The organism is Bradyrhizobium sp. JHI2711, from assembly GCF_056156565.1.
In genome coordinates this window covers 1,802,842-1,823,692 of record NZ_JBPZPT010000002.1, presented here as the reverse complement: position 1 = coordinate 1,823,692, position 20,851 = coordinate 1,802,842, and the positions used below count along the sequence as shown (strand labels likewise).

Genomic DNA, 20,851 nt, shown 5'->3' with positions numbered 1-20,851 from the left:
CTAGCTCATCCTTCGCCGCAGCGTGGCCGACGGCGTCTCGCCGAATTTCTCGCGGTAGGCGCCGGCCATGCGGCCGAGATGGGTGAAGCCGAGATCGAAGGCCATCTCGGTGATGGAGACATCGGGTGCGGCTTGCGCGAGGCGCGCATTGAGGCCGGCGAGGCGAATGTCGAGCAGCATCTGCGAGATCGACACGCCGAAGTGACGGCGGAAGCCGAGCTGCAGCGCGCGGATGCCGATGCCGGAGGCGCAGGCGAGCTGCGCGAGGTCGAGCGGCTCGCCGGCATGGTCGGCAAGGTGATCGCGCGCGGCGCGCAAGGCGCGCGGCAAACGCTCGGCCTGCCCCGAAAACGTCTGAATCGCATCCGACAGGCCATGCCGCGCCGGTTGAGCAGATGATCGAGCAGCGCTTCGCGCCAATCGGCCATTGCGGCCGGCGACAGCCGGCCTGATGGTCCGAGACGCTCGGCGAGTGTCATCAGCTCGGCGAGCCTCGTCTGCAGGGCCCGCCCGGACGGCGCATCCAGCTCGATCACCGGATCGAACTCGACCACCCCGGTCGCCCTGCCCGACAAGGCCGCGGCGCGCTGCTCGACCATGCGGCGATCGAGCAGCAGGATCGCCTGCGCACAATCGCTCCACATCATCCGGGTCGGAATTGTCGGCGACAGCAGCGACGCGATCCGGTCCGGGGCCGCATCGAGCTCACGACGACCGGCACGAATGCGGGCGCTGCCAGCAAGCGGGACCTGCACCAGGAAGAAGCGCTCGAGGCAGCCCGGATCGATGCTGACCGCTCCGCCATAGGCGACGTAGTTGATGGAGAAACCCTCGAAGGCCGCGCAATTGTGCCGGGCCGAGAAGCCGGCCGCGCGCGCCTGTGTCGGCTTGAGATCATGCGGGCAGAAGATGCGCCCGATCTGCTCGGCCGCCTCGTCGACGTCATCAGTGGTTACGCGGGCGAAGGCCGCAAGCCGTTCGGCTGCAGAGGCTGTTGCGCTCATTTCCAGCTCGGCTGCGGACATCGTCGACCATGCTTCGCGCCCGGAATTCCTTTAAGCCTATAATAGTTCCGCGGGGGCGAAAAGGGCCGGAGCTCGCAAATTCGTCGTGCTGCATGGCAATAGGTTCATCCGGATTCGTTTAGCGGATAGACAGGCGGTCCGTCCTCGGACGATGCTCCGTCCCCGCCGGAATCCATGAGGAGCAAGCCATGACTGCACTCGAAAAAGGCATCACCGCGAACGGGAAAGGCTACGGCGGCAAGAGCTGGAACATCCTTGGCCAGGTCTATTTCCCCAAGGCCGTCACCGACTCCACTTTCGCGTTCGAGACCAACAGCGATCCCGGCCAGTTCGTGCCGGTGCATATCCATCCGACCCAGGACGAGTTCATCCTGGTGCAGGAAGGCACGCTCGATCTCAAGCTCGACGGTCAATGGGTCAAGGCCAATGCCGGCGACCTCGTGCGCATGCCACGCGGCATCCCGCACGGCTATTTCAACAAGTCCGACAAGCCGTGCCGCGCGCTGTTCTGGGTCTCACCGATGCAGAAGCTGGAGGCGCTGTTCAACCAGCTGCACAATCTGACCGACCCGGCCGAGGTCGTGCGCATCTCGGCGCTGCATGAGGTCGACTTCCTGCCGCCCGAGGCCAACGACTAGCCGTCGCCGCTTTCTCCGCTTGCATCTGCTTGCAGCCCCGGCCGGCCGCGCCTTGTGGCCGAACGCGGCCGCTTGCGCGCCAAACACATCGAGCAAACCCATGGTCAGCCCAAAACATGTCTGCGTGATCGGCGCCGGCGTCTCCGGCCTTGCCGCCGCGAAAGCATTCTCCACCCGAGGCCACCGCGTCACGATCGTCGAGCGCAGCTCAGATCTCGGCGGCGTCTGGGAGCCGGCGCGCTCCTACCCCGAGGTGCAGACCCAGAGCCCGAAGGAGCTCTACCGCTACACCGACCGCGCCATGCCGGATGCCTATCCGGAATGGCCGACCGGGCCGCAGGTCCACGCCTACCTCGCCGACTATGCCAAGAGTTTTGGCCTCGAGCGCATGCTGCGGCTCAACACCGAAGTCGCCGGCATGGCGCGCCGTGGCGACGGCAGGCCGGGATGGACGCTTGCCTTGAAGGACAGGAACGGCACGACCACGAGCGAGGATTTCGATTTCGTCGCGGTCTGCACCGGGCAATTCAACGAGCCACGCGAGCTGCATTGCCCCGGCGAGGACGGCTTTCTGGCGCAGGGCGGCCAGATCCTGCACTCGTCGAAATACGGCGATCCGACCCTGGCGAAGGAACGCCGCGTCGTCGTGCTCGGCGGCTCGAAGTCCGCAACCGACATCGCCGTGAATGCGGTGAAGTCAGGCGCGCGCGAGGTCACCATCGTGATGCGCGAGCCGGTCTGGCGCATTCCCTATTTCATCGGCGGTCTCGTGAACTTCAAGCGCATCCTCTACATCCGCGCCCAGGAGGAGATGTTTCCGGGTTGGGGCATCGGCGCGATGGGACGGCTCGCGCACCGCCTCGCCGCGCCGCTGGTCTGGGCCAATTGGCGCGGGCTGGAGAGCCTGTTGAAGGCGCAGCTCAAGCTCGGCCGCTGCAACATGGTGCCGAAGGAGCGCATCGAGGACGGCGTCAACTGCTCGGTGCCCATCGCAACGCCGGGCTTCTACCCGATGGTCGCCGACGGCCGCATCAAGGCCGTGTTCGGCACGTTCGACCATTATGAGGGCGACAGCATCGTGATGAGTGGTGGCGAGCGCGTGGGCGCCGACGTCGCCGTGCTCGCGATCGGCTACAAGCTCGGCGTGCCGTTCCTGCCCGAGGCCTACCGGCAGAAACTGGTCGATGCCGACGGGCAGTACCGGCTCTATCGCCTGATCGCCAATCCGGATCTGCCCGAGCTCGGCTTCGTCGGCTTCAACTCCTCGTTCTGCACCGTGCTCTGCGCCGACCTCGCGGCGAACTGGCTGGTGCGTTATGCCGACGGCCAGCTCGCGAACCAGCCGACGGCACAGGCGATGCGCGACAACATCGAGATGATGCTGCACTTCAAGCGCGTCAAGCGGCCGGCCGCGGGCGTCTATGGCGGCCTCTGCGTCGCCCCTTATCACTACCGCCATTTCGACGAGCTGATGGCCGATATCGGCGCGAAAAACCAGAAGCGCGGCGGACTCGCGGGCCGCTTCCAGCCGCCGGATGCGGATGCTTACGCCAAGTTCCTGGCGACGGCGCCGGACTACCGGGCGGCGTGAAAGGAGAATTGCGGCGGCTCGCATCCGACGTCTACGATCTCGCTGGCCATCGAATCGACGGGAACCAGCCATAGGATCGGCCATGGGATCGAGACGACTTGCCGCCGCGGCCCTTGCGGCTGTTGCCATCTTCGGCGCGGTGCCCACCGTTGCGCAGAAGGCGGCGCCGACGCCACAGCAATCGGAGGCGCTCGCGGCTTACGAGCGCGCGCTCGGCGACTTCAAATCCATCCTCACTGAGCGGCGGCGCCAGATCGAGGCGAAGGAGCCGCTGCCGAACCTGCCGGGACAGGCGCTCTATCTCGCGCGCGTCGCTGTGATCAGCAGCTACAAGGACCTCACCGACGTCATGCCGTCGCGGATCGGCCGGCCCAACAAGTTCGAGATTCCTCCGGCCTATTTCGACGCCGAGATCGAGCCGCTGGTCGACGAATACGGCAGGCTCTTCGACCTCATGGAGGCGCCGCCTGCCAGCGCGCAGAGCTCGCCGACGCCGTTCAAGGACGTCGTCGATCTCGCCGTTGCGATCGCGCGCGCCAAGGGCCTCGCGCCCGAACATGCCGAAGTTGCGGGGCGGATCAGCCTCGGGCTGTTCTTTGCGGAGACCAACGGCAAGCAGAACGTCCGCAACGCACGCTCGAACACCTATATGGGCAGCTTCCAGACCGGCCCCTCGGAAGACCGCAACGGCCGGCGGAAATGGGAGAAGATCAAGGGCGACGTAGCTGCGATCGACCCGGGCTTGAGCGCGCGAGACGACAAGGAGGAGGCGCGTGCCGGCGGCACCGATCAGCGCTTCAACCACTGGACCAACGTCCGCAACGGGTTGATGAACGCGCACTCCGATCTGTTCCGCGAGATTCCGGGTATCGTCAAGACGCTGCCTGATACGATCGACCAGATGAAGCTTTTCCAGCTGATCCAGATCGTTCCAACCCCGACGCGGTCCGCGCTCAAATCGGGCGATCTCCTGAATTACCGGGTGTCAAGCCCCAGAATCATGGGATACCTGCGCAACAACAGCATCTTTGCCTTCGGACGGGCCGACCGGGCGAAAACTTCGGCAAGCTATCGCGAAATCTTCGCCGCGATGTGGCTGTTCAACCGGAAGTTTGAGAAAGCGATGGCGAAATACGCCGAGATCAGGACACGCTGAGAAAGCGGGTTGCAACTGCCAGCGCAGGTTGTAGTCTCGCGGTGGCATCGACCCCACGGACCATTTCATGCGCATTCTCGTTCTCGGCGGCAGCCAGTTTCTCGGCCGGGCGATCGCAAGCCATGCCTCCGCTGGCGGGCATGACGTGACCTGCGCGGCCCGCGGCCTTGCGGGGCCGATTGCCGCCGGCGCCCGCTTCCTGCGGATCGACCGCGACGTGGCCGACGGACTTGCGCCGCTCGCGGGTGAGACATTCGACGCCGTGGTCGATGTCTCGCGTCATCCCGGCCAGGTCCGTCGCGCAGTCGCCGCGCTGAAGCGGCCGGGCGTGCATTGGACCTTCGTCTCGACGATCAGCGTCTACGCCGACAACCGCATCCCGGGGCAACGCGCCGACTCCGCGCCGCTGCGCGAGCCTGTTGCGGGAGAGATCGAGCACAGCACCGAGGCGATCTACGGCGCAGCCAAGGTCGCCTGCGAACAGGCGGTCGGCGATGATGCCTTCATCTGCCGCGCCGGACTGATCGCAGGCCCCGAGGACCCGACCGGACGGTTCGCCTATTGGCCGGCGCGGCTTGCGCGCGGCGGCGAGGTGCTGGCGCCGGGATCGCCGGAGGATGCGGTCCAGTTCATCGACGTGCGCGATCTCGCGCAATGGATCGTGCATGCGGCAGAGAGCGGTCTCGTCGGCATCTATGACGGGATTGGGCCGATCCGCACGCGCGGCGGATTCCTGAGCGAATGCGCATCCGCGCTGAACGCGTCCTGCACCTTCACCTGGATCGATCGCGCCTTTCTGGAAGCGCATGACGTCAGGCGTTGGGCGGGCCCGCGGTCCTTACCGATGTGGCTGCCATTGCCGGACTACGCCGGCTTCCTGACGCGCGATACCTCGCCGGCACGCGCGGCCGGATTGACCTCGCGACCGCCGGGAGACGCCGCGCGCGATACGCTTCATTGGCTCCGCGCCAACAACGGGCCAGTCGTCGGTCTCACTGCCGAAGACGAGAAGGATGTCCTGGCGGCGTGGCATGCGCGCCAGCCCTAGGTGCGGACGGGCCAATCGTTCGCCGGTGAAAAGCGCCTTGTCGTGACAAATCTGTCAAAGGCCACACTGCCGTTTTCGGTGCAAGACCCGTGACCGCCATGGCTATGGTGTTCCACGACTGCCCGTTTGTTGGTAGCCTGCCGCACCGAGAGACAGCAATCGGGGACCACCGAATGACGCGCGCCAATCCCGCATCTCCCGCACGACGCAATGGAGCAGCGAGGAAACATATCGGTCGGGCACTCGCCGCAACCGCGGCATTGGCTGCGCTCGCCGGCTGCGAGGACAAGAACACGTTCGTGGCGCCGCCGCCGCCCAAGGTCGACGTCGCGACGCCGGTGCAGCGTCCGGTGACGCGCTACATCGAGGCCACCGGCAACACGGCGCCGATCAAGAGCGTCGATCTCGTCGCGCGCGTGCAGGGCTTTCTGCAAACGATCGACTATCAGGACGGCACGTTCGTCAAGCAGGGCACCCAGCTGTTCACGATCGAGCCTGAGACCTACAAGCTCAAGCTCGAGCAGGCGCAGGCGGCCGAAGTCGGCGCGCAGGCTTCGCTCCGGCAGGCGGAGGCCGACTACAAGCGACAGGCCGAGCTGGTGCAGCGCCAGGCCGTCTCGCAAGCCACGCTCGATAATTCCACCTCCGCGCGCGACAACGCCCAGGCCAATCTGCAGCAGGCCCAGGCCAACACCAAGCTCGCCGAAGTCAATTACGGCTACACCAAGGTCACGGCACCGTTCGACGGCATCGTCAGCGCGCACATGGTCTCGATCGGCGAGCTCGTCGGCGTCTCCTCGCCGACCCAGCTCGCCACCATCGTGGCGATGGACCCGATCTATGTGAACTTCACCGTCAACGAGCAGGACGTGCTGCGCATCCGCGCCGAGGCGACCCGTCGCGGACTGACGCCCGCGGACATGAAGCACTTCCCGATTCAAGTGGGGCTGCAGACCGATACCGGCTACCCTCATGAGGGCAAGCTCGACTACGTCTCGCCGACCCTCAACCAGTCGACCGGCACGCTGGCCGTGCGCGGCCTCGTTCCCAACGACAAGCGGGTGCTGCTGCCTGGCTATTTCGTCCGGGTCCGCGTGCCCTTCGACCAGGAGAAGAGCGCCTTGCTCGTTCCCGACACCGCGCTCGGCAGCGACCAGGGCGGCCGCTATCTCCTCGTCGTCAACAGCGACAACGTCGTCGAGCAGCGCAAGGTACAGATCGGCCCGGTCGACAACGGCCTGCGCGTGATCGAGAGCGGCCTGAAGCCAGAGGATCGCGTCGTGACCGCGGGGCTGTTGCGCGTCATCCCGGGCCAGAAGATCGACCCGCAGGTGACGAAGATCGAGCAGACGCAGGCCTCGAGCAAGTAGGGGCTGCCAGCCATGATCTCAAAGTTCTTCATCGAGCGGCCGGTCCTCTCGAACGTCATCGCGCTGTTGATGATCCTGATCGGCGGCGTCGCGCTGTTCAATCTCGCCATCGCGCAATACCCCGACGTGGTGCCGCCGACCGTGCAGGTCACCACGCGCTATCCCGGCGCCAGCGCCAAGACCGTGATCGATACCGTGGCGCTGCCGATCGAGCAGCAGGTCAACGGCGTCGAGGACATGCTCTACATGCAGTCCTACAGCGGCTCCGACGGCACCTACACGCTGACCGTGACCTTCAAGATCGGCACCGACCTCAACTTCGCGCAGGTGCTGGTGCAGAACCGCGTCTCCAGCGCATTGTCGCAATTGCCGCAAGCCGTGCAGAACCAGGGCGTCACCGTGCAGAAGCGGTCGACCTCGATCCTGCTGTTCGTGACGCTCACCTCGCCGGATGCGAGGTACGACAGCCTCTACTTGAGCAACTACGCCACCATCAACATCCGCGACGAGCTCTCGCGCCTGCCCGGCGTCGGCAACGTCACCGTATTCGGCGCCGGGCAATACTCGATGCGGATCTGGCTCGATCCCAACAAGCTGCAGGTGCGTGGCCTGGTGCCGCAGGACGTGATCCAGGCAATCCAGCAGCAGAGCCAGCAGGTCGCCGCCGGTCAGGTCGGCGCGCCGCCGACGCCGCCGGGACAAGCGTTCCAGTACACGCTGAACGTCAACGGACGGCTCGACGATTCCGGCCAGTTCGAGAACATCATCGTCAAGACGGGCACGAGCGGCGACGTCACGCGGGTGCGCGACGTCGGCTGGGTCGAACTCGGCGCGCAGACCTACAGCCAGATCTTCTCGCTCAACAAGCAGCCCGCGGTCGGCATCGGCGTGTTCCAGTCGCCGGGCGCCAACGCGCTGCAGGTCGAGCAGGCCGTCGAGAAGAAGATGGCGGAGCTCGCCAAGCGCTTCCCCGAAGGCATCAAGTACGACACGCCGTTCGACACCACCAAGTTCGTCGAGGCCTCGGTGCACGAGGTCTATATGACCCTGATCGAGGCCGGCCTGCTGGTGCTGGTCGTGATCCTCATCTTCCTGCAGGACTGGCGCGCGATGCTGGTGCCGGCGACGACCGTGCCTGTCACCATCATCGGCGCCTTCGCCGCGATGGCGGCGCTCGGCTTCACCATCAACATGTCGACGCTGTTTGCGATCGTGCTCGCGATCGGCATCGTGGTCGACGACGCCATCGTCGTGGTCGAAGGCGCCGCCCACAACATCGAACAGGGCATGAACGGCCACGACGCCGCGATCCGCGCGATGGACCAGCTGTTCGCGCCGATCGTCGGCATCACGCTGGTGCTGATCTCGGTGTTCCTGCCCGCTTCGTTCCTCGCCGGACTGACCGGGCGCATCTACTCGCAATTCGCGCTGGTGATCGCCGCGACCGCCCTGCTCTCCGCCATCAACGCCGCGACCTTGAAGCCGACGCAATGCGCGCTGTGGCTGCGGCCGGCCGTGCCGCCGGAGCAGCGCAATTTCTTCTATCGGGGCTTCAATGCGGTCTACAACCGCGTCGAGCGCGGCTACACAAGGCTGATCACGTTCCTCGTGAAGCACGCCACCATCTCGGTCGCGTTCGCACTGCTGATCATCGCCGCCAGCGGCTATGGCCTGTCGCGGGTGCCGACCGGCTTCCTGCCGATCGAGGACCAGGGCTATCTGATCGCCGCGGTGCAGCTGCCCGACGGCGCCGCGCTGGAGCGGACGCAGGCCGTGCTCGACAAAGCGAGCGGGCTGATCAAGGACACGCCCGGCGTGGCGCAGGTCATCACCATCGCCGGCATCTCCGCGCTCGACAACAGCGCCAGCCTCGCCAATGCCGGTGTCGCCTACATCATCCTGAAGGATTGGGACGCGCGTAAAGGGCCCGGTGAGGATCTGCGCTCGCTGGTCTTTGGCCTGAACGACAAGCTCGCTGATATCATGGAGGCGCGCACCATCGTGTTGCCGCCGCCGCCGATCCAGGGCATCGGCAACGCCGCCGGCTTCTCGATGCAGGTCGAGCTGCGCGACGGCAACAGCGATTTCGCCAAGCTGCAGGCCATCACCGGCGCGATGGTCACCAACGCTCAAAGCCAGAGCGCGCTGCAGCGCGTGCAGTCCTCGTTCCGCTCCTCGGTGCCGCAATTCAACGTCGAGATCGACCGCGTCAAGACTCAGACGCTTCATGTCACCACGGATCAGGTGTTCTCGGCGCTGTCTACCTATCTCGGCTCTTCCTATGTCAACCAGTTCAACAAGTTCGGCCGCGTGTTCCAGGTCTATACGCAAGCCGATCCCGCCTTCCGCGTCACCGAGCGCGACATCGCCAACATGCAGGTGCGCAACTCGAATGGCGACATGATCCCGATCGGCACCGTCGCAAAGATCACGCCGGCCACCGGCCCGTCGCTGATCAGCCTCTACAATCTCTATCCGTCCTCGACCGTGATCGGCCTGCCGGCGCAGGGCTATTCGTCGGGCCAATCGCTGAAGCTGATGGAGGAAATCGCGGACAAGACGTTGCCGCCCGGCACCGGCTATGAATGGACCGCGATGTCGTATCAGGAGAAGGCGGTCTCGAACCAGATCTACTGGGTGTTCGGCCTCGCCATGCTGCTGGTCTATCTCGTGCTCGCCGGCCAGTACGAGAGCTGGTACGCGCCGATCTCGGTGATTCTCGCCGTGCCGCTGTCGCTGCTCGGGCCGATGCTGATCCTCTCCGCCCTCAAGATCGACAACAACCTCTATTGCCAGATCGGCCTGATCCTCCTGATCGCGCTGTCGGCCAAGAACGCCATCCTGATCGTCGAGGTGGGGCTCGAGCTGCACGGCCGCGACGGCAAGCCGATCATCGAATCCGCGATCGAGGCGGCGCGCGCCCGCTTCCGGCCGATCCTAATGACCTCGTTCGCCTTCATCCTCGGCGTCGTCCCGCTGGTGCTCGCCACCGGCGCCGGCGCCAGCGCGCGCAAGTCGATCGGCATCACCGTGTTCTCGGGCATGCTGGCCTCGACCTGCCTTGCGGTGCTGTTCGTGCCGGCCTTCTTCGTGGTGGTGCAGCGCTTCGAGAACTGGCGGGCGTCGAAGAAGAAGCCGCAGGCGGTGGCGGAGGTGAAGCCCTAACCCTGCTCCGCCGGCGCCTGCCGCGCCTCGCCGCTCGAGACCAGGAGCACCGAGACCTTCGACTGTCGCAGCACTGCATCGGCGACGCCGCCGAAGGAGAGATGGTCGGCCTGGATCCGGTCAACGCCCATGACGACGAGGTCGACGTCGGTAGTGTCGATCTCGCGCAGAATCGCCGCCTCCGGCGCGCGGTTCACGCGCAGGGTCGTGGTGATGTCGACGTCGTAGCGGGCGGCGAGATCGCTGGTGTCCTTGAGGATGCCTGTCTCCTGGCTCAACCCGCGCGAGCTACCGCGCTGCGCACCCTTGTCGCGCGTCGTCGCTACATAGACCACCCGGAGCGAACCTGAGCCGGCCTGCGCCAGCGCCACGGCGACCTCGGCACCGCGCTTGGAGACGGCGCTGCCGGACACGGGAACGAGGATGTTGAGCGCCTCGGGCATCGGCTGTTTCAGGTGCTTGCCCTTGGCGGCCACGATCGCAAGCGGTCCTTCGAACTTCGCGGCAATATCCTCGACCTTGCGATCGAAACGGTCCTTGGTGGCGGCGACCTTGGCGATGCCGACGACCAGGAGATCGAAGCCCTTGCGCGCCTCGTCGGCAATGGTCTCGCCAAGCTCCGCGCGCCTGGTGCGGCTGATGACATCGACGCTGCCGGCATCGTTGTCGCTGTTGGCGGAGACGGTTTCGGCCGCCTTCTTCACCACGGCTTCGTGGCTCACTTCCTCGCCGCGCCCCCTCTCTTGCTCCTCGGCGCGCTTGCCGATATGCAGCACCGTGATCGGCAGGCCGCGCATGCCGGCGATCAGTCCGGCGACATGCGCGGCGAAGGTGGCGTTGACGCTTTCGTCCACGGCGAGCAAGGGACGTTCGAGATTGGCGACGAAGCCGCGCTTCTCGAACTCCTCGCGCTCCAACCGCTCCTTCTCCTCCGCGCTCATCGGCAGCCTGGCCAGCGCCGCGCGCAGCATCGGCGGCATCGCCATGGTGGTCACGATCGCCATCGTCACGATCATCGTGAACAGGTTCTGGCTGAGCACGCCGATCGACAGGCCAATGGTCGCGATGATGACCTCGGTCGAGCCGCGCGCGTTCATGCCGCTGGCGAGGGCCAGCGACTCCCTCCCGTTCAACCCGCCCACGGTGCCGCCGACGAACGCGCCACCGAACTTGCCGACGCTGGCGATCACGACGAGCAGGCCGGTGAGCATCAGGAGGTTGGGATCGCGCAGCACCGTGAGATCGGCGCTGAGCCCGGCGAGACCGAAGAACACCGGCATGAAGAAGCTTGAGATCAGCCCGCGCAGGCGCTCGTCGATCTGCCGCGTCAGGATCGGCGATTCCCCGACCAGGATGCCGGCGACGAAGGCACCTAATACGGTGTGGACGCCGATCAGATGCGTGATCATCGCCATGACGCTCATCAGCAGCAGGATCACGGAGATGACCGCGGCCGCGCTGACGAGATTGTCGTTGGCCCAGCGGATCAGCTGGAACACCAGGCGGCGGCCGATGGTGAAGCTGACCGCGAGGAAGGCGAGCGTTCCCAGCACCGACTTGGTCACGGAAGCGATGTCGAGCGAGCCTTGCGAAGCGAGGCTGAAAATGACGGCGATGATGATCCAGCCGATGGTGTCGTCGATCACGGCGGTCGCGACGATGATCTGCCCGACGTTGCGGCGCATGAAGTTCATCTCGCGCACGACGACCGCGACGATCTTCACCGAGGAGATCGACAGCGCCGTGCCCATGAACAGCGACGCCACCAGGCGTTCCTGCGGATTGGGCAGCAGCGCATCCGGCAGGAACTCGCCGAGTGCGAAGCCGCAGGCGAACGGCACGACGATGCCAGCGATCGAGATCGCGATCGCGGCCCTGCCCACCTTCCGGACCAGCTTGAGGTCGGTTTCCATGCCGGTCAGCAGCAAAAGCAGCAGGATGCCGAACTGGGCGATGCCGGCGATCATCGCCTTCTGCTCGGGCGTGTTGGGAAAGATCGCGGCTTGCGCCTCGGGCCAAATCCAGCCGAGCAATGACGGCCCCAGGATGATGCCGGCGAGCAGCTCGCCGATCACCGAGGGTTGGCCGATGCGCATCATGATCTCGCCGAGGCCGCGACCAACCGCGATCAGCAGGACGATCTGCGCCACCAGCAGGAATTCGGACGGGCCGGCCGATTTGCCCGCTTCGGCGCCGGCCGCAATGGTGGTGAGGATGAGCGCCGCGGGGACGAGGCCGACCGGCCGGAGCAAGGTCCACAGCATGCAGGCGTCATTTCCCCTTTACCCGGCCCCGCTGTCGGGGCCACGGGGATACAACCCGCGGGAGGTGGCGGGAGTTCCTGCCGCGCACGACGGGACGGAGGGGGCAAAAACGCCAACCGCGAAAACAACCCCATGCACAGTAGGGATGCCGTTGAAAACGCTCAAAAAAAATTCGGCTTAGCCGAAACGGCTTGCTCCGTCGGGCAAAACACTGGCAGAATGGCATCGTGGGTGGCATGGCGAGGGTGCCTCCTCATCCTCCGTCATTGCGAGCGCAGCGACTTGTCCGCCGAAGCCTTGGCGAAGGCGGAAGCAATCCAGAATTTTTCCGCGGCGGCAATTTGGATTGCTTCGTCGCAAGGGCTCCTCGCAATGACGGTGGAGACAGTCTCCCTCACACCACCTGCGGCGTGCGGATCTCGCGCGGCAGGATCAGCGCGGCGGCGATCGCGAGCAGGCAGAGGGCGGCGAAGGCGTGCAGCATGGTGACGAAGCCGCCCCGCTCGTAGAGCCAGGCGACCAGACCGACCGAGGCGCCGGCCGCGGTGAAACCGACGAAATAGCGCACGGCATAGGCGCGCGAACGCCACTCTTCGGTGGTGTATTTGCCGACCATGGCGTCGTTGACCGTCACCTGCCCGAACGCACCCATGACGATGCCGATCGAAACGACGATCAGCGGCAGGTTGGACAGGCTCGCGGCGAGATACAGGAATGGCGCCAGCATGAAGGAAAGTGGCAGCGCCACCGTCTTCAGCGAATAGCGGTCGAGCAGCCGGCCGATCGTGTACTGGGTCATCGCGCCGAACACGTAGACGCCGGCGGCGATGACACCTAACAGAGCCGGGCTCTTGGTCAGGTCCGCAAGGCGCTCGGCGAACAGCTTTGGCAGCGCCACGGTGACGGCGTTGAAGGTCGTGGAGATCGCGATCACCACGATCAGCAGCGCCAGGATCACACGCCACATGTCCTGCCTGGCCACCCGCGCCTGCGCCGCCGCTTGCTTCGAGCCCTTGCGGTCCTCATGCACGACACTCAGCGCGAAGGCGATGCCGATCAGGACCGTGACCGCGCCGGGAACGATGAAGGCGTAGCGCCAGCCGAGATATTGGCCGATCACGCCTGTTACCAGCGCCGACGACGCCACGCCGAGATTGCCCCAGACGCCGTTGATGCCCATCTCGCGGCCGAGCCGGTCGGCGTAGGACACGATCATGGCGGTGCCGACGGGATGATAGATCGAGGCAAAGATGCCGATCGCGAGCAGCGCCGCGCCGAGCTGCACGGGGGTCTGCACGAAGCCGACCGCGATCATCGAAAGGCCGATGCCGACGAAGAAGATCAGCATCATGTGGCGGCGACTCCAGCGATCGCCCAGCCAGCCGGTGAGCAGCGAGCCGGCGCCGAAGGCGACGAAGCCCGGCGTCGCGTAGGGCAAAAGTTCCGAATAGGCCATGCCGAGCGCCGGGCCCATGATGATGACAGCGGCGGCGAAGATCAGCATCGAATAATGGTCGATGAAATGACCTGCGTTGACGAAACCGATGACCCGACTGGGGCTGTTCATTTACCGAATCCTCTCCTGCTCCGAAATGAGTTATATGTCCTCCCCATGACGGGATGCCGCCAATGACTGTCTTGAAAACGCCAATCTTGGAAACACCAAGCTTGCAAACGCCAATCCTGCGGGAGGTCCGGAGCAACCACCGCTCGCCCGCGGGCGTGCACCTGGTCGCCCGCGACTATCCCAAGGGGATGCGGATCGATCTGCACATGCACCGCGAGGCGCAGCTGATCTATGCGGCAAAGGGCACGATGCAGGTGACGACGCCCGCCGGACGCTGGCTGGTGCCGCCGGACCGCGCGGTCTGGGTGCCGGCCGGGCTCGAGCACGCCATCGACCTGCTCGCCGACATCGAGATGCGCACGCTGTATTTCGACCTGTCCTGGCTGAAGCGCGAGCAGCGCTATGACGGCCTGACCAGGGAATTCGTGGTGCGGGTGTCGCCGCTGCTCAATCAGGCGATCCTCGCGCTGTTCGACGGGCGCAACACCGAAGAGCGCACCGAGCTCCTGGTGCGCCTCGTGATGCTGGAATTGCACCAGGCCGAGGATTCCGCGACTTTCGTGCCGCTGCCGCGCGAAGCGCGCTGCCGCCGCGCGGCGATGATCGTGCTCGACGATCCCACCGGCCTGCACGACATCGACACGCTGGCGCGCGCGGTCGGAACCTCCGGGCGTACGCTGTCGCGGCTGTTTTCGAGCGAGACGCAGCTGAGCTTCAAGAGCTGGTGCCAGCGCGCGAGGATTGCGGCGGCGATCGAGCGGATATCGACGGATGCGAACGTGTCGGTGAAGCAGCTAGCCACCCAGCTCGGCTATGCCAGCGTGCCGGCATTCTCGGCCGCATTCCGCCAGGTGACGGGTCGGACGCCGACGGAGTTTGCAACACACGCGGTGTCGTCGCCCGGCTTGACCGGGCGACCCAGTACGCCGAGACGGCTCGGCTAGAATCGAGAAGCTGCGGCGTACTGGATGCCCCGGTCAAGCCGGGGCATGACAGCGCGTTGGAATGAGCACTGCCCGGCATATCATCGACCCGTTCCGGCATGCCCTCATTCTCCAAACGCACGGCGGAGCGAAAGATGCCGCATTCGCCTGCTTGATTGTGATCGGCTTGCACCCAAATCCCGTGTAAGCTTGCCGCATCGCACAGACCTGATACGAAAGCCCCGATGGCCAACGCCTTCTTCTCCGACCTGCTTGCCACCATCTCCGAGCGCGGCCGCACGTTGCTTCGCCGGGGGGACGCCGCCGAAACCAAGCATGATGCCGACGGACTGCTCGAGCTCTGCGATGCGCTGCTGTCGGGCCGGGGCGAAGCCTCGGGCACCGCGATGGCGCGCGAGGTGCTCGACATCTACCGGGAGCTGGACGCGGCGGCACGCCGCGCCTTCTTCGAGGGCTTGGTGCGCGATTTCGGTCCCGATCGGGAGCGCCTGTCCAAGGCGATCGAGACATGGCGCGCCGCGCCCAGCGACGAGGACGCAAGCTCGCTGCACTTCGCCTCAGAGCCGCGCCGGCAGGAGCTGATCCGGCGGCTCAACCGCGCACCCGGCGGTACCGGCGATCTCGTCAACATGCGGGCCGATCTGCTCGGCATGATGAACGGGCACACCGATCTCGCCGCGCTCGATCGCGACGTCTCGCATCTTCTCTCTTCGTGGTTCAACAGGGGGTTTCTCGTGCTGCGCAGGATCGACTGGTCGACTCCGGCCAACATCCTCGAAAAGATCATCCGTTATGAGGCCGTGCACGAGATCTCGGACTGGGACGATCTGCGCCGCCGCATCGATCCGGTCGACCGGCGCTGCTACGCCTTCTTCCATCCTGCGATGGTGGACGAACCCTTGATCTTCGTCGAGGTGGCGCTGACCGAGACGATCCCCGGTGCGATCCAGCCCCTGCTCGCGGTCGACCGCCAGCACCTGCCGATCGAGCGCGCGCGCACCGCCGTGTTCTATTCGATCTCCAACACCCAGCGCGGCCTGGGCGGCATCTCCTTCGGCAGCTTCCTGATCAAGCAGGTGGTGGAAGAGCTGCGCCGCGAGCTGCCGAAGCTCGACACGTTCGTGACGCTGTCGCCGGTGCCTGGCTTCATGGCCTGGGTGAAGCAGGACAAGGATCTGCCGCTGTCGGACGAGGACCGCGAGGTGCTGAGGCGCCTCGATGATCCCAGATGGTTCGAGAGCCCGGAGACGGCGGCACTGCTCCGCGCCGTGCTGGAGCCGCTCGCGGCGCACTATTTCCTCAAGGCGCGCACGCCGAAGGGCAAGCTGATCGATTCCGTCGCCCGCTTCCATCTCGGCAACGGCGCGCGGCTGGAGCGCATCAACTGGCTGGGCGACCTCTCGCCCAAGGGAATGCGCGAGTCCGCCGGCGTCATGGTCAACTACCTCTACCGCCTCGACGACATCGAGAAGAACCACGAGGCCTATGCCAATGACGGCGAGGTCGTGGCGTCGAGTGCGGTGAAGAAGCTGCTGAAGGGCGAAGGGCGAAGGCTGCTGGATATGAGGCTGTCGTAGGGGGCGGACGCTTACCACATCGTCATTGCGAGCACAGCGAAGCAATGCCGCCGTGGAAAGATTCTGGATTGCTTCGCTGCGCTCGCAATGACGGAGTGTGGGGCGACAGCTGGCGAAACCCAACGACCGCCCGCCGCAGGCTCGGACAACCACGGATGACTTCGGCTCTCACCGTCATTGCGAGGAGCCCTTGCGACGAAGCAATCCAGGCTGCTGCCGCGGAAAGATCCTGGATTGCTTCGCTACGCTCGCAATGACGGAGGTCCTGGCAGCGGCTCGCCGAGTAGCCGCAGATCTCCTGCCGGTCAGATCAGCGTCGCGTACAAATCGTCCCAATTCGGATTGAGGCTCTCAATGAGCGCAAGCTTCTTCGCCCGGCTGCCACCTTTGATCTGCTTCTCGCGCACAATCGCGTCGGACATGGTCGCGTGCAGCTCGTACCAGACGAGGAGCTTGCAGCCGTGCTTCGATGAAAAACCCTTTACCAGTCCTTCGCGATGCTCGAACGCGCGGCGCGGCGGATGGGAGGTGACGCCCGTGTAGATCGTCCCGTTGCGGCGATTGGCGAACATGTACACGCAGGTTGCTTCATAATCGTACTCGGCTGAGGACAGCTTCTACAATAGCACAACCAGGAGATGACTACGAGGCTTTCGCCAGCGTCATTGCGAGGAGCCGTTGCGACGAAGCAATCCAGACTGCCGAAGCGGAAAGACCCTGGATTGCTTCGCTGCGCTCGCAATGACGGAGTGTGTGGCGACAGCTCGCGCAATTCGGCACATTGGGCTGCGGGCCAGACGCCCGCGAGCGGCAGTGGCCCCTCCACCGTCATTGCGAGGAGCTCTTGCGACGAAGCAATCCAGACTGCCTCCGCGGAAAGATTCTGGATTGCTTCGCTGCGCTCGCAATGACGGAGTGTGTGGCGCGGACGTCGCGCTCCAACGACACTCCTACTCCGCCAGCGCCTTCATCTCCTTGTAGAGATCGGACTTGCCTTCGAAGCCGATGCCTGCAAGCTCGGGCATGGTGATGTGGCCGTTCTCGACGCGGACGCCGTCGGGGAAGCCGCCATAGGGCTGGAACAGGTCGGGATAGCTTTCGTTGCCGCCTAAGCCGAGGCCGGCGGCGATGTTGAGCGACATCTGGTGGCCGCCGTGCGGGATGCAGCGGCTCGGCGACCAGCCGTGGGTCTTCAGCACCTCCAGCGTGCGCTGGTATTCGCACAGGCCATAGGACAAGGCGCAATCGAATTGCAGCCAGTCGCGATCGGGGCGCATGCCGCCGTAGCGGATCAGGTTGCGGGCGTCCTGATGGCTGAACAGGTTCTCGCCCGTCGCCATCGGGCCCGGATAAAATTCGGCGAGCGCGGCCTGCAGCGCGTAGTCGAGAGGATCGCCGGCTTCCTCGTACCAGAACAAGGGATAGTCGCGCAGCATCTTGGCGTAGGCGATGGCGGTCTCCAGGTTGAAGCGGCCGTTGGCGTCGACGGCGAGCTGGGCGTCCTTGCCGATCTCCTTCAGCACCGCCTCGATGCGCCTGCGGTCCTCGGCGATATCAGCGCCGCCGATCTTCATCTTGACGACGTTGTAGCCGCGATCGAGATAGCCGCGCATCTCAGCCCGCAGCATCGAGAGATCCTTGCCGGGATAATAATAGCCGCCGGCGGCGTAGACGAAGACGCGCGGATTGGCTTTGACGCCGTGACGCTCGGCGAGCAAGCGGAACAGCGGCTTGCCGGCGATCTTCGCCACCGCGTCCCACACCGCCATGTCGATGGTGCCGACCGCGACCGAGCGCTCGCCGTGGCCGCCCGGCTTCTCGTTGGTCATCATCGCGGCCCAGACCTTGTCGGGGTCGAGATTGTCGCCGGCTGCGTCGAGCAGCGACTTCGGATCAGCTTCCGTGATGCGCGCGGCGAAGCGCTCGCGGATCAGGCCGCCCTGCCCGTAACGGCCGTTGGAGTTGAAGCCGTAGCCGACGACGCGCTTGCCGTCGCGGACCACGTCGGTCACGACGGCGACGAGGCTGGTCGTCATCTTGGTGAAGTCGATATAGGCGTTGCGGATCGGCGAAGAGATCGGCTTGGTGATCTCGCGGACGTCGACGATGCGGATGGACATTGGGGGCTTTCAGTGTTTATTTCGTCATCGCGAGGAGCGAAGCGACGAAGCAATCCAGCTGCCTCGGCGAAAAGATTCTGGATTGCTTCGCTCGCAATGACGAGGGAGAGAGTGTGCGCCCCTCGCAATGACGCGGAGAGAGCGAGGCGCGCTCGGCTCAAACTATTTCTTATCCCGGAAATACGGCTCGACCGGACCGTGCACCTTAATGGTCAGCGGGTTGCCGTGGCGATCCTTGGCGTTCCCTGCGGTGACGCGGACCCAGCCTTCGCTGATGCAGTACTCCTCGACATTGGTCTTCTCGATGCCCTTGAAGCGGATGCCGACGTCGCGCGACAGGATCTCCGCGTTGTAATAGGGGCTGTTCGGGTCGACCGACAGGCGGTCCGGAAATTCGTCGCTCATGATTGTCTCGCTCACAACAGTGTTTCGATTTGATTGCGCAATCCTTCGGGCCGGGCGGTCGGCGCGTAGCGCGCGACCACGCGGCCCTCACGGTTCACCAGGAATTTGGTGAAATTCCATTTGATGGCGGCGCCGAGAAGCCCGGATTGCTGGCGTTTCAGGTACTCGTACAGAGGATGCGCCTTCGGCCCGTTGACGTCGATCTTCTCGAACAGGGGGAAGGTGACGTCGTAATGGGTCGAGCAGAATTCCTGGATCTCGCTCGCCTGCCCTGGCTCCTGCGCGCCGAACTGGTTGCAGGGAAAGCCGAGCACCGAGAAGCCGCGGGGAGAGAGGTCGCGATGGAGATCCTCGAGGCCGCGATATTGCGGCGTGAAACCGCATTTGCTCGCGGTGTTGACGATCAAGAGCACCTGCCCCTCGAAACGCCGCAGGGCGACCTCCTCGCCGGCCAGCGAGTTGGCCTTGAAGTCGTAGATGGCGGTCATCGCTAGCCCACGGGATCGATCGGCGATGGCGGCACGCCGCCGGCCTCGATCGCTTCGCCGGCGAGCAGGCACAGATCCTCGCGATAGCGGCCAGAGACGATGTGCACGCCGACCGGCGCCCTGCCGACGAGACCTGTGGAGACCACGAGGCCCGGCAATCCCATGAAGGGAATCGCGATCTGCGGCAGCTGCGCTTCCCAGACCCGCTTGAAGGAATCCTCGTCCTTGCGGTCGAGATGGTCGGGGAACGGCAATTCGCCGGAGACCGGCGTCAGCAGCACGGCGTATTTTTCGAAGAACAGCATCCAGTCGCGGGTCAGCGTGGCTCGCCGGGTCAGCGCCTTGGCGTAATTGGCCTGATCCATCGGCGTGACCCTGGCGCGGTTGCCGCGCAGGCAGGCCAGTGCGCCGGGATCGCCCTCGCGCTCGGCCATCTCCAGCTGCGCCTCATAGCCGTCACCGAGCCAGAGCTTGATCTGCCATTCCACCGCTTCGCGCATCGGCGGCGTGTCCTCGATCACATCGACGGTCCAGCCCGCGCGCTCCAGCCGCTTGCCGGCATCGCTCACCGCGGCCTTCACCTCCGGTGCGGTGGCAAGGCCACCCGGATTGAGGCACAGCGCAGCGCGCTTGTCGCGTGCGGGTCCTTGCAGCGGCACCGGCGCGAACCAGGGATCGCGGATGTCGCGGGCCGACATCGCTTCAAGCGAGATGCGCAAATCGTTGACCGTGCGCGCCAGCGGGCCCGAGACCGCCATGATCTGCGGACCGATCGGGCGCTCCGGCAGCGCCGGGTTGAAGGCGGGAATGCGTCCGAGCGTCGGGCGCAGACCGTGCACGCCGCAGGCATAGGCGGGATAACGGATCGAGCCGGCGATGTCGGTGCCGTGCGCGATGTGGCCGATGCCGGCCGCGACCGCCGAGCCGGCGCCGCCGGACGAGCCGCCCGGCGTCAGCGAAGCGTCGCGGGGGTTCTTGGTGTCGCCGTGGATGAGATTGGTGGTGAACCAGCGGTAGGAGAAGGCCGGGCAATTGGTGCGGCCGAGCAGGATGGCGCCCGATTTCCGGAAATTGGCGACCACCGGATTGTCCTCGCGCGCGATCAGGTCGCGCTGCAGCTTGAGGCCGTTGGTGGTGGCAAAGCCTTCCTGGTCGACATTGGCCTTGATGGTGACGGGCACGCCCGCGAGGACGCCGGGGTCCTCGCCCCGGCTAATTGCGGCATCGACGGCATCGGCCTGCTTGAGCACGTCATCCGGCCGGTGGTCGATCACCGCGTTGAGCTGGGGATTGACGGCATCGAGCCGCGCGAGACCGGCCTTGGCGGCCTCCCTGGCGGAGACTTTTTTGGACCTGACGAGGGTGGCGAGGTCGGCGGCCGACAGGCGCCAGAGATCTTGCATGGCTTGCTCCGTATGACAGGCGTCTTTTAGCGCCGGGAACGCGGCAAAGCCATGCGGATTTCGCGGGGGTGAAAGGCGGGTTTTGCGCCG

The 20,851-nt window shown here is 65.5% G+C and carries 15 protein-coding genes and 1 pseudogene; 8 read left to right on the top strand and 8 right to left on the bottom strand.

All coding sequences use genetic code 11. The features are described from left to right. Nucleotides 1–1,025, bottom strand: a pseudogene (locus ACTEK7_RS21110) (AraC family transcriptional regulator). 188 nt (nucleotides 1,026–1,213) lie between these two features. On the opposite strand from ACTEK7_RS21110, the gene ACTEK7_RS21105 reads away from it, so the two are divergent. The 6 genes from ACTEK7_RS21105 (at nucleotide 1,214) to ACTEK7_RS21080 (ending at nucleotide 9,993) form a co-directional block, all read left to right on the top strand. Then, nucleotides 1,214–1,663, top strand: a complete 450-nt coding sequence (locus ACTEK7_RS21105) for a cupin domain-containing protein (protein WP_036027225.1) — start codon at nucleotides 1,214–1,216, stop codon at nucleotides 1,661–1,663. 100 nt (nucleotides 1,664–1,763) lie between these two features. Then, nucleotides 1,764–3,254 (top strand): flavin-containing monooxygenase, encoded by a 1,491-nt coding sequence (locus tag ACTEK7_RS21100; RefSeq protein WP_225146876.1) that lies wholly within the window; start codon nucleotides 1,764–1,766, stop codon nucleotides 3,252–3,254. An 82-nt stretch (nucleotides 3,255–3,336) separates the two neighbouring features. Continuing rightward, on the top strand, nucleotides 3,337–4,410 hold the full coding sequence (locus ACTEK7_RS21095; protein ID WP_225146875.1) for a hypothetical protein: 1,074 nt from the start codon (nucleotides 3,337–3,339) through the stop codon (nucleotides 4,408–4,410). Between the two features lie 67 nt (nucleotides 4,411–4,477). Further along, complete coding sequence (locus ACTEK7_RS21090; protein ID WP_225146874.1) at nucleotides 4,478–5,458, top strand: NAD-dependent epimerase/dehydratase family protein; 981 nt, start codon at nucleotides 4,478–4,480, stop codon at nucleotides 5,456–5,458. Nucleotides 5,459–5,631: 173 nt separating this feature from the next. Beyond that, complete coding sequence (locus ACTEK7_RS21085) at nucleotides 5,632–6,828, top strand: efflux RND transporter periplasmic adaptor subunit (protein ID WP_225112132.1); 1,197 nt, start codon at nucleotides 5,632–5,634, stop codon at nucleotides 6,826–6,828. A gap of 12 nt (nucleotides 6,829–6,840) precedes the next feature. Further along, nucleotides 6,841–9,993 (top strand): efflux RND transporter permease subunit, encoded by a 3,153-nt coding sequence (locus ACTEK7_RS21080; RefSeq protein WP_225139134.1) that lies wholly within the window; start codon nucleotides 6,841–6,843, stop codon nucleotides 9,991–9,993. Here the strand turns inward: ACTEK7_RS21080 and ACTEK7_RS21075 are convergent. Both ACTEK7_RS21075 and ACTEK7_RS21070 read right to left on the bottom strand, forming a co-directional pair. After that, nucleotides 9,990–12,257, bottom strand: coding sequence for a cation:proton antiporter domain-containing protein (locus ACTEK7_RS21075; RefSeq protein ID WP_225146873.1), 2,268 nt, complete (start codon nucleotides 12,255–12,257; stop codon nucleotides 9,990–9,992). The genes ACTEK7_RS21080 and ACTEK7_RS21075 overlap by 4 nt on opposite strands. Before the next feature lie 394 nt (nucleotides 12,258–12,651). Beyond that, nucleotides 12,652–13,824, bottom strand: coding sequence for an MFS transporter (locus ACTEK7_RS21070; protein ID WP_057026057.1), 1,173 nt, complete (start codon nucleotides 13,822–13,824; stop codon nucleotides 12,652–12,654). 53 nt (nucleotides 13,825–13,877) lie between these two features. Here ACTEK7_RS21070 and ACTEK7_RS21065 point away from each other — a divergent pair, with 53 nt between their 5' ends. Beyond that, nucleotides 13,878–14,768: an AraC family transcriptional regulator gene (locus ACTEK7_RS21065; protein ID WP_225146872.1), complete on the top strand. Its 891-nt coding sequence runs from the start codon at nucleotides 13,878–13,880 to the stop codon at nucleotides 14,766–14,768. 224 nt (nucleotides 14,769–14,992) lie between these two features. Further along, nucleotides 14,993–16,345, top strand: coding sequence for a malonyl-CoA decarboxylase (locus ACTEK7_RS21060; protein WP_225146871.1), 1,353 nt, complete (start codon nucleotides 14,993–14,995; stop codon nucleotides 16,343–16,345). A 305-nt stretch (nucleotides 16,346–16,650) separates the two neighbouring features. On the opposite strand, the gene ACTEK7_RS21055 is transcribed toward ACTEK7_RS21060, so the two are convergent. The 5 genes from ACTEK7_RS21055 to ACTEK7_RS21035 all read right to left on the bottom strand — a co-directional run bounded on the left by ACTEK7_RS21055 (nucleotide 16,651) and on the right by ACTEK7_RS21035 (nucleotide 20,761). Beyond that, entirely contained in the window at nucleotides 16,651–16,917 is a 267-nt protein-coding gene (locus ACTEK7_RS21055; RefSeq protein ID WP_225147060.1) for a GIY-YIG nuclease family protein, read from the bottom strand. A gap of 378 nt (nucleotides 16,918–17,295) precedes the next feature. Beyond that, on the bottom strand, nucleotides 17,296–18,465 hold the full coding sequence (gene tarD / locus ACTEK7_RS21050) for a D(-)-tartrate dehydratase (RefSeq protein ID WP_225146870.1): 1,170 nt from the start codon (nucleotides 18,463–18,465) through the stop codon (nucleotides 17,296–17,298). A gap of 162 nt (nucleotides 18,466–18,627) precedes the next feature. After that, nucleotides 18,628–18,870 carry a DUF3297 family protein gene (locus tag ACTEK7_RS21045; RefSeq protein WP_036007363.1) on the bottom strand — a complete coding sequence of 81 codons (243 nt, stop codon included), beginning with the start codon at nucleotides 18,868–18,870 and terminating at the stop codon, nucleotides 18,628–18,630. Nucleotides 18,871–18,881: 11 nt separating this feature from the next. After that, entirely contained in the window at nucleotides 18,882–19,358 is a 477-nt protein-coding gene (locus tag ACTEK7_RS21040) for a glutathione peroxidase (protein WP_036007360.1), read from the bottom strand. A gap of 2 nt (nucleotides 19,359–19,360) precedes the next feature. Then, nucleotides 19,361–20,761 (bottom strand): amidase family protein, encoded by a 1,401-nt coding sequence (locus ACTEK7_RS21035; protein ID WP_036027256.1) that lies wholly within the window; start codon nucleotides 20,759–20,761, stop codon nucleotides 19,361–19,363. Nucleotides 20,762–20,851: the final 90 nt, after the last annotated feature.

What these genes read in the sequence shown, in the direction of transcription:
- ACTEK7_RS21105 (WP_036027225.1), top strand. Translation starts at nt 1,214, where the DNA reads ATGACTGCACTCGAAAAAGGCATCACCGCGAACGGGAAAGGCTACGGC.
- ACTEK7_RS21100 (WP_225146876.1), top strand. Translation starts at nt 1,764, where the DNA reads ATGGTCAGCCCAAAACATGTCTGCGTGATCGGCGCCGGCGTCTCCGGC.
- ACTEK7_RS21095 (WP_225146875.1), top strand. Translation starts at nt 3,337, where the DNA reads ATGGGATCGAGACGACTTGCCGCCGCGGCCCTTGCGGCTGTTGCCATC.
- ACTEK7_RS21090 (WP_225146874.1), top strand. Translation starts at nt 4,478, where the DNA reads ATGCGCATTCTCGTTCTCGGCGGCAGCCAGTTTCTCGGCCGGGCGATC.
- ACTEK7_RS21085 (WP_225112132.1), top strand. Translation starts at nt 5,632, where the DNA reads ATGACGCGCGCCAATCCCGCATCTCCCGCACGACGCAATGGAGCAGCG.
- ACTEK7_RS21080 (WP_225139134.1), top strand. Translation starts at nt 6,841, where the DNA reads ATGATCTCAAAGTTCTTCATCGAGCGGCCGGTCCTCTCGAACGTCATC.
- ACTEK7_RS21075 (WP_225146873.1), bottom strand. Translation starts at nt 12,257, where the DNA reads ATGCTGTGGACCTTGCTCCGGCCGGTCGGCCTCGTCCCCGCGGCGCTC.
- ACTEK7_RS21070 (WP_057026057.1), bottom strand. Translation starts at nt 13,824, where the DNA reads ATGAACAGCCCCAGTCGGGTCATCGGTTTCGTCAACGCAGGTCATTTC.
- ACTEK7_RS21065 (WP_225146872.1), top strand. Translation starts at nt 13,878, where the DNA reads ATGCCGCCAATGACTGTCTTGAAAACGCCAATCTTGGAAACACCAAGC.
- ACTEK7_RS21060 (WP_225146871.1), top strand. Translation starts at nt 14,993, where the DNA reads ATGGCCAACGCCTTCTTCTCCGACCTGCTTGCCACCATCTCCGAGCGC.
- ACTEK7_RS21055 (WP_225147060.1), bottom strand. Translation starts at nt 16,917, where the DNA reads ATGTTCGCCAATCGCCGCAACGGGACGATCTACACGGGCGTCACCTCC.
- tarD (WP_225146870.1), bottom strand. Translation starts at nt 18,465, where the DNA reads ATGTCCATCCGCATCGTCGACGTCCGCGAGATCACCAAGCCGATCTCT.
- ACTEK7_RS21045 (WP_036007363.1), bottom strand. Translation starts at nt 18,870, where the DNA reads ATGAGCGACGAATTTCCGGACCGCCTGTCGGTCGACCCGAACAGCCCC.
- ACTEK7_RS21040 (WP_036007360.1), bottom strand. Translation starts at nt 19,358, where the DNA reads ATGACCGCCATCTACGACTTCAAGGCCAACTCGCTGGCCGGCGAGGAG.
- ACTEK7_RS21035 (WP_036027256.1), bottom strand. Translation starts at nt 20,761, where the DNA reads ATGCAAGATCTCTGGCGCCTGTCGGCCGCCGACCTCGCCACCCTCGTC.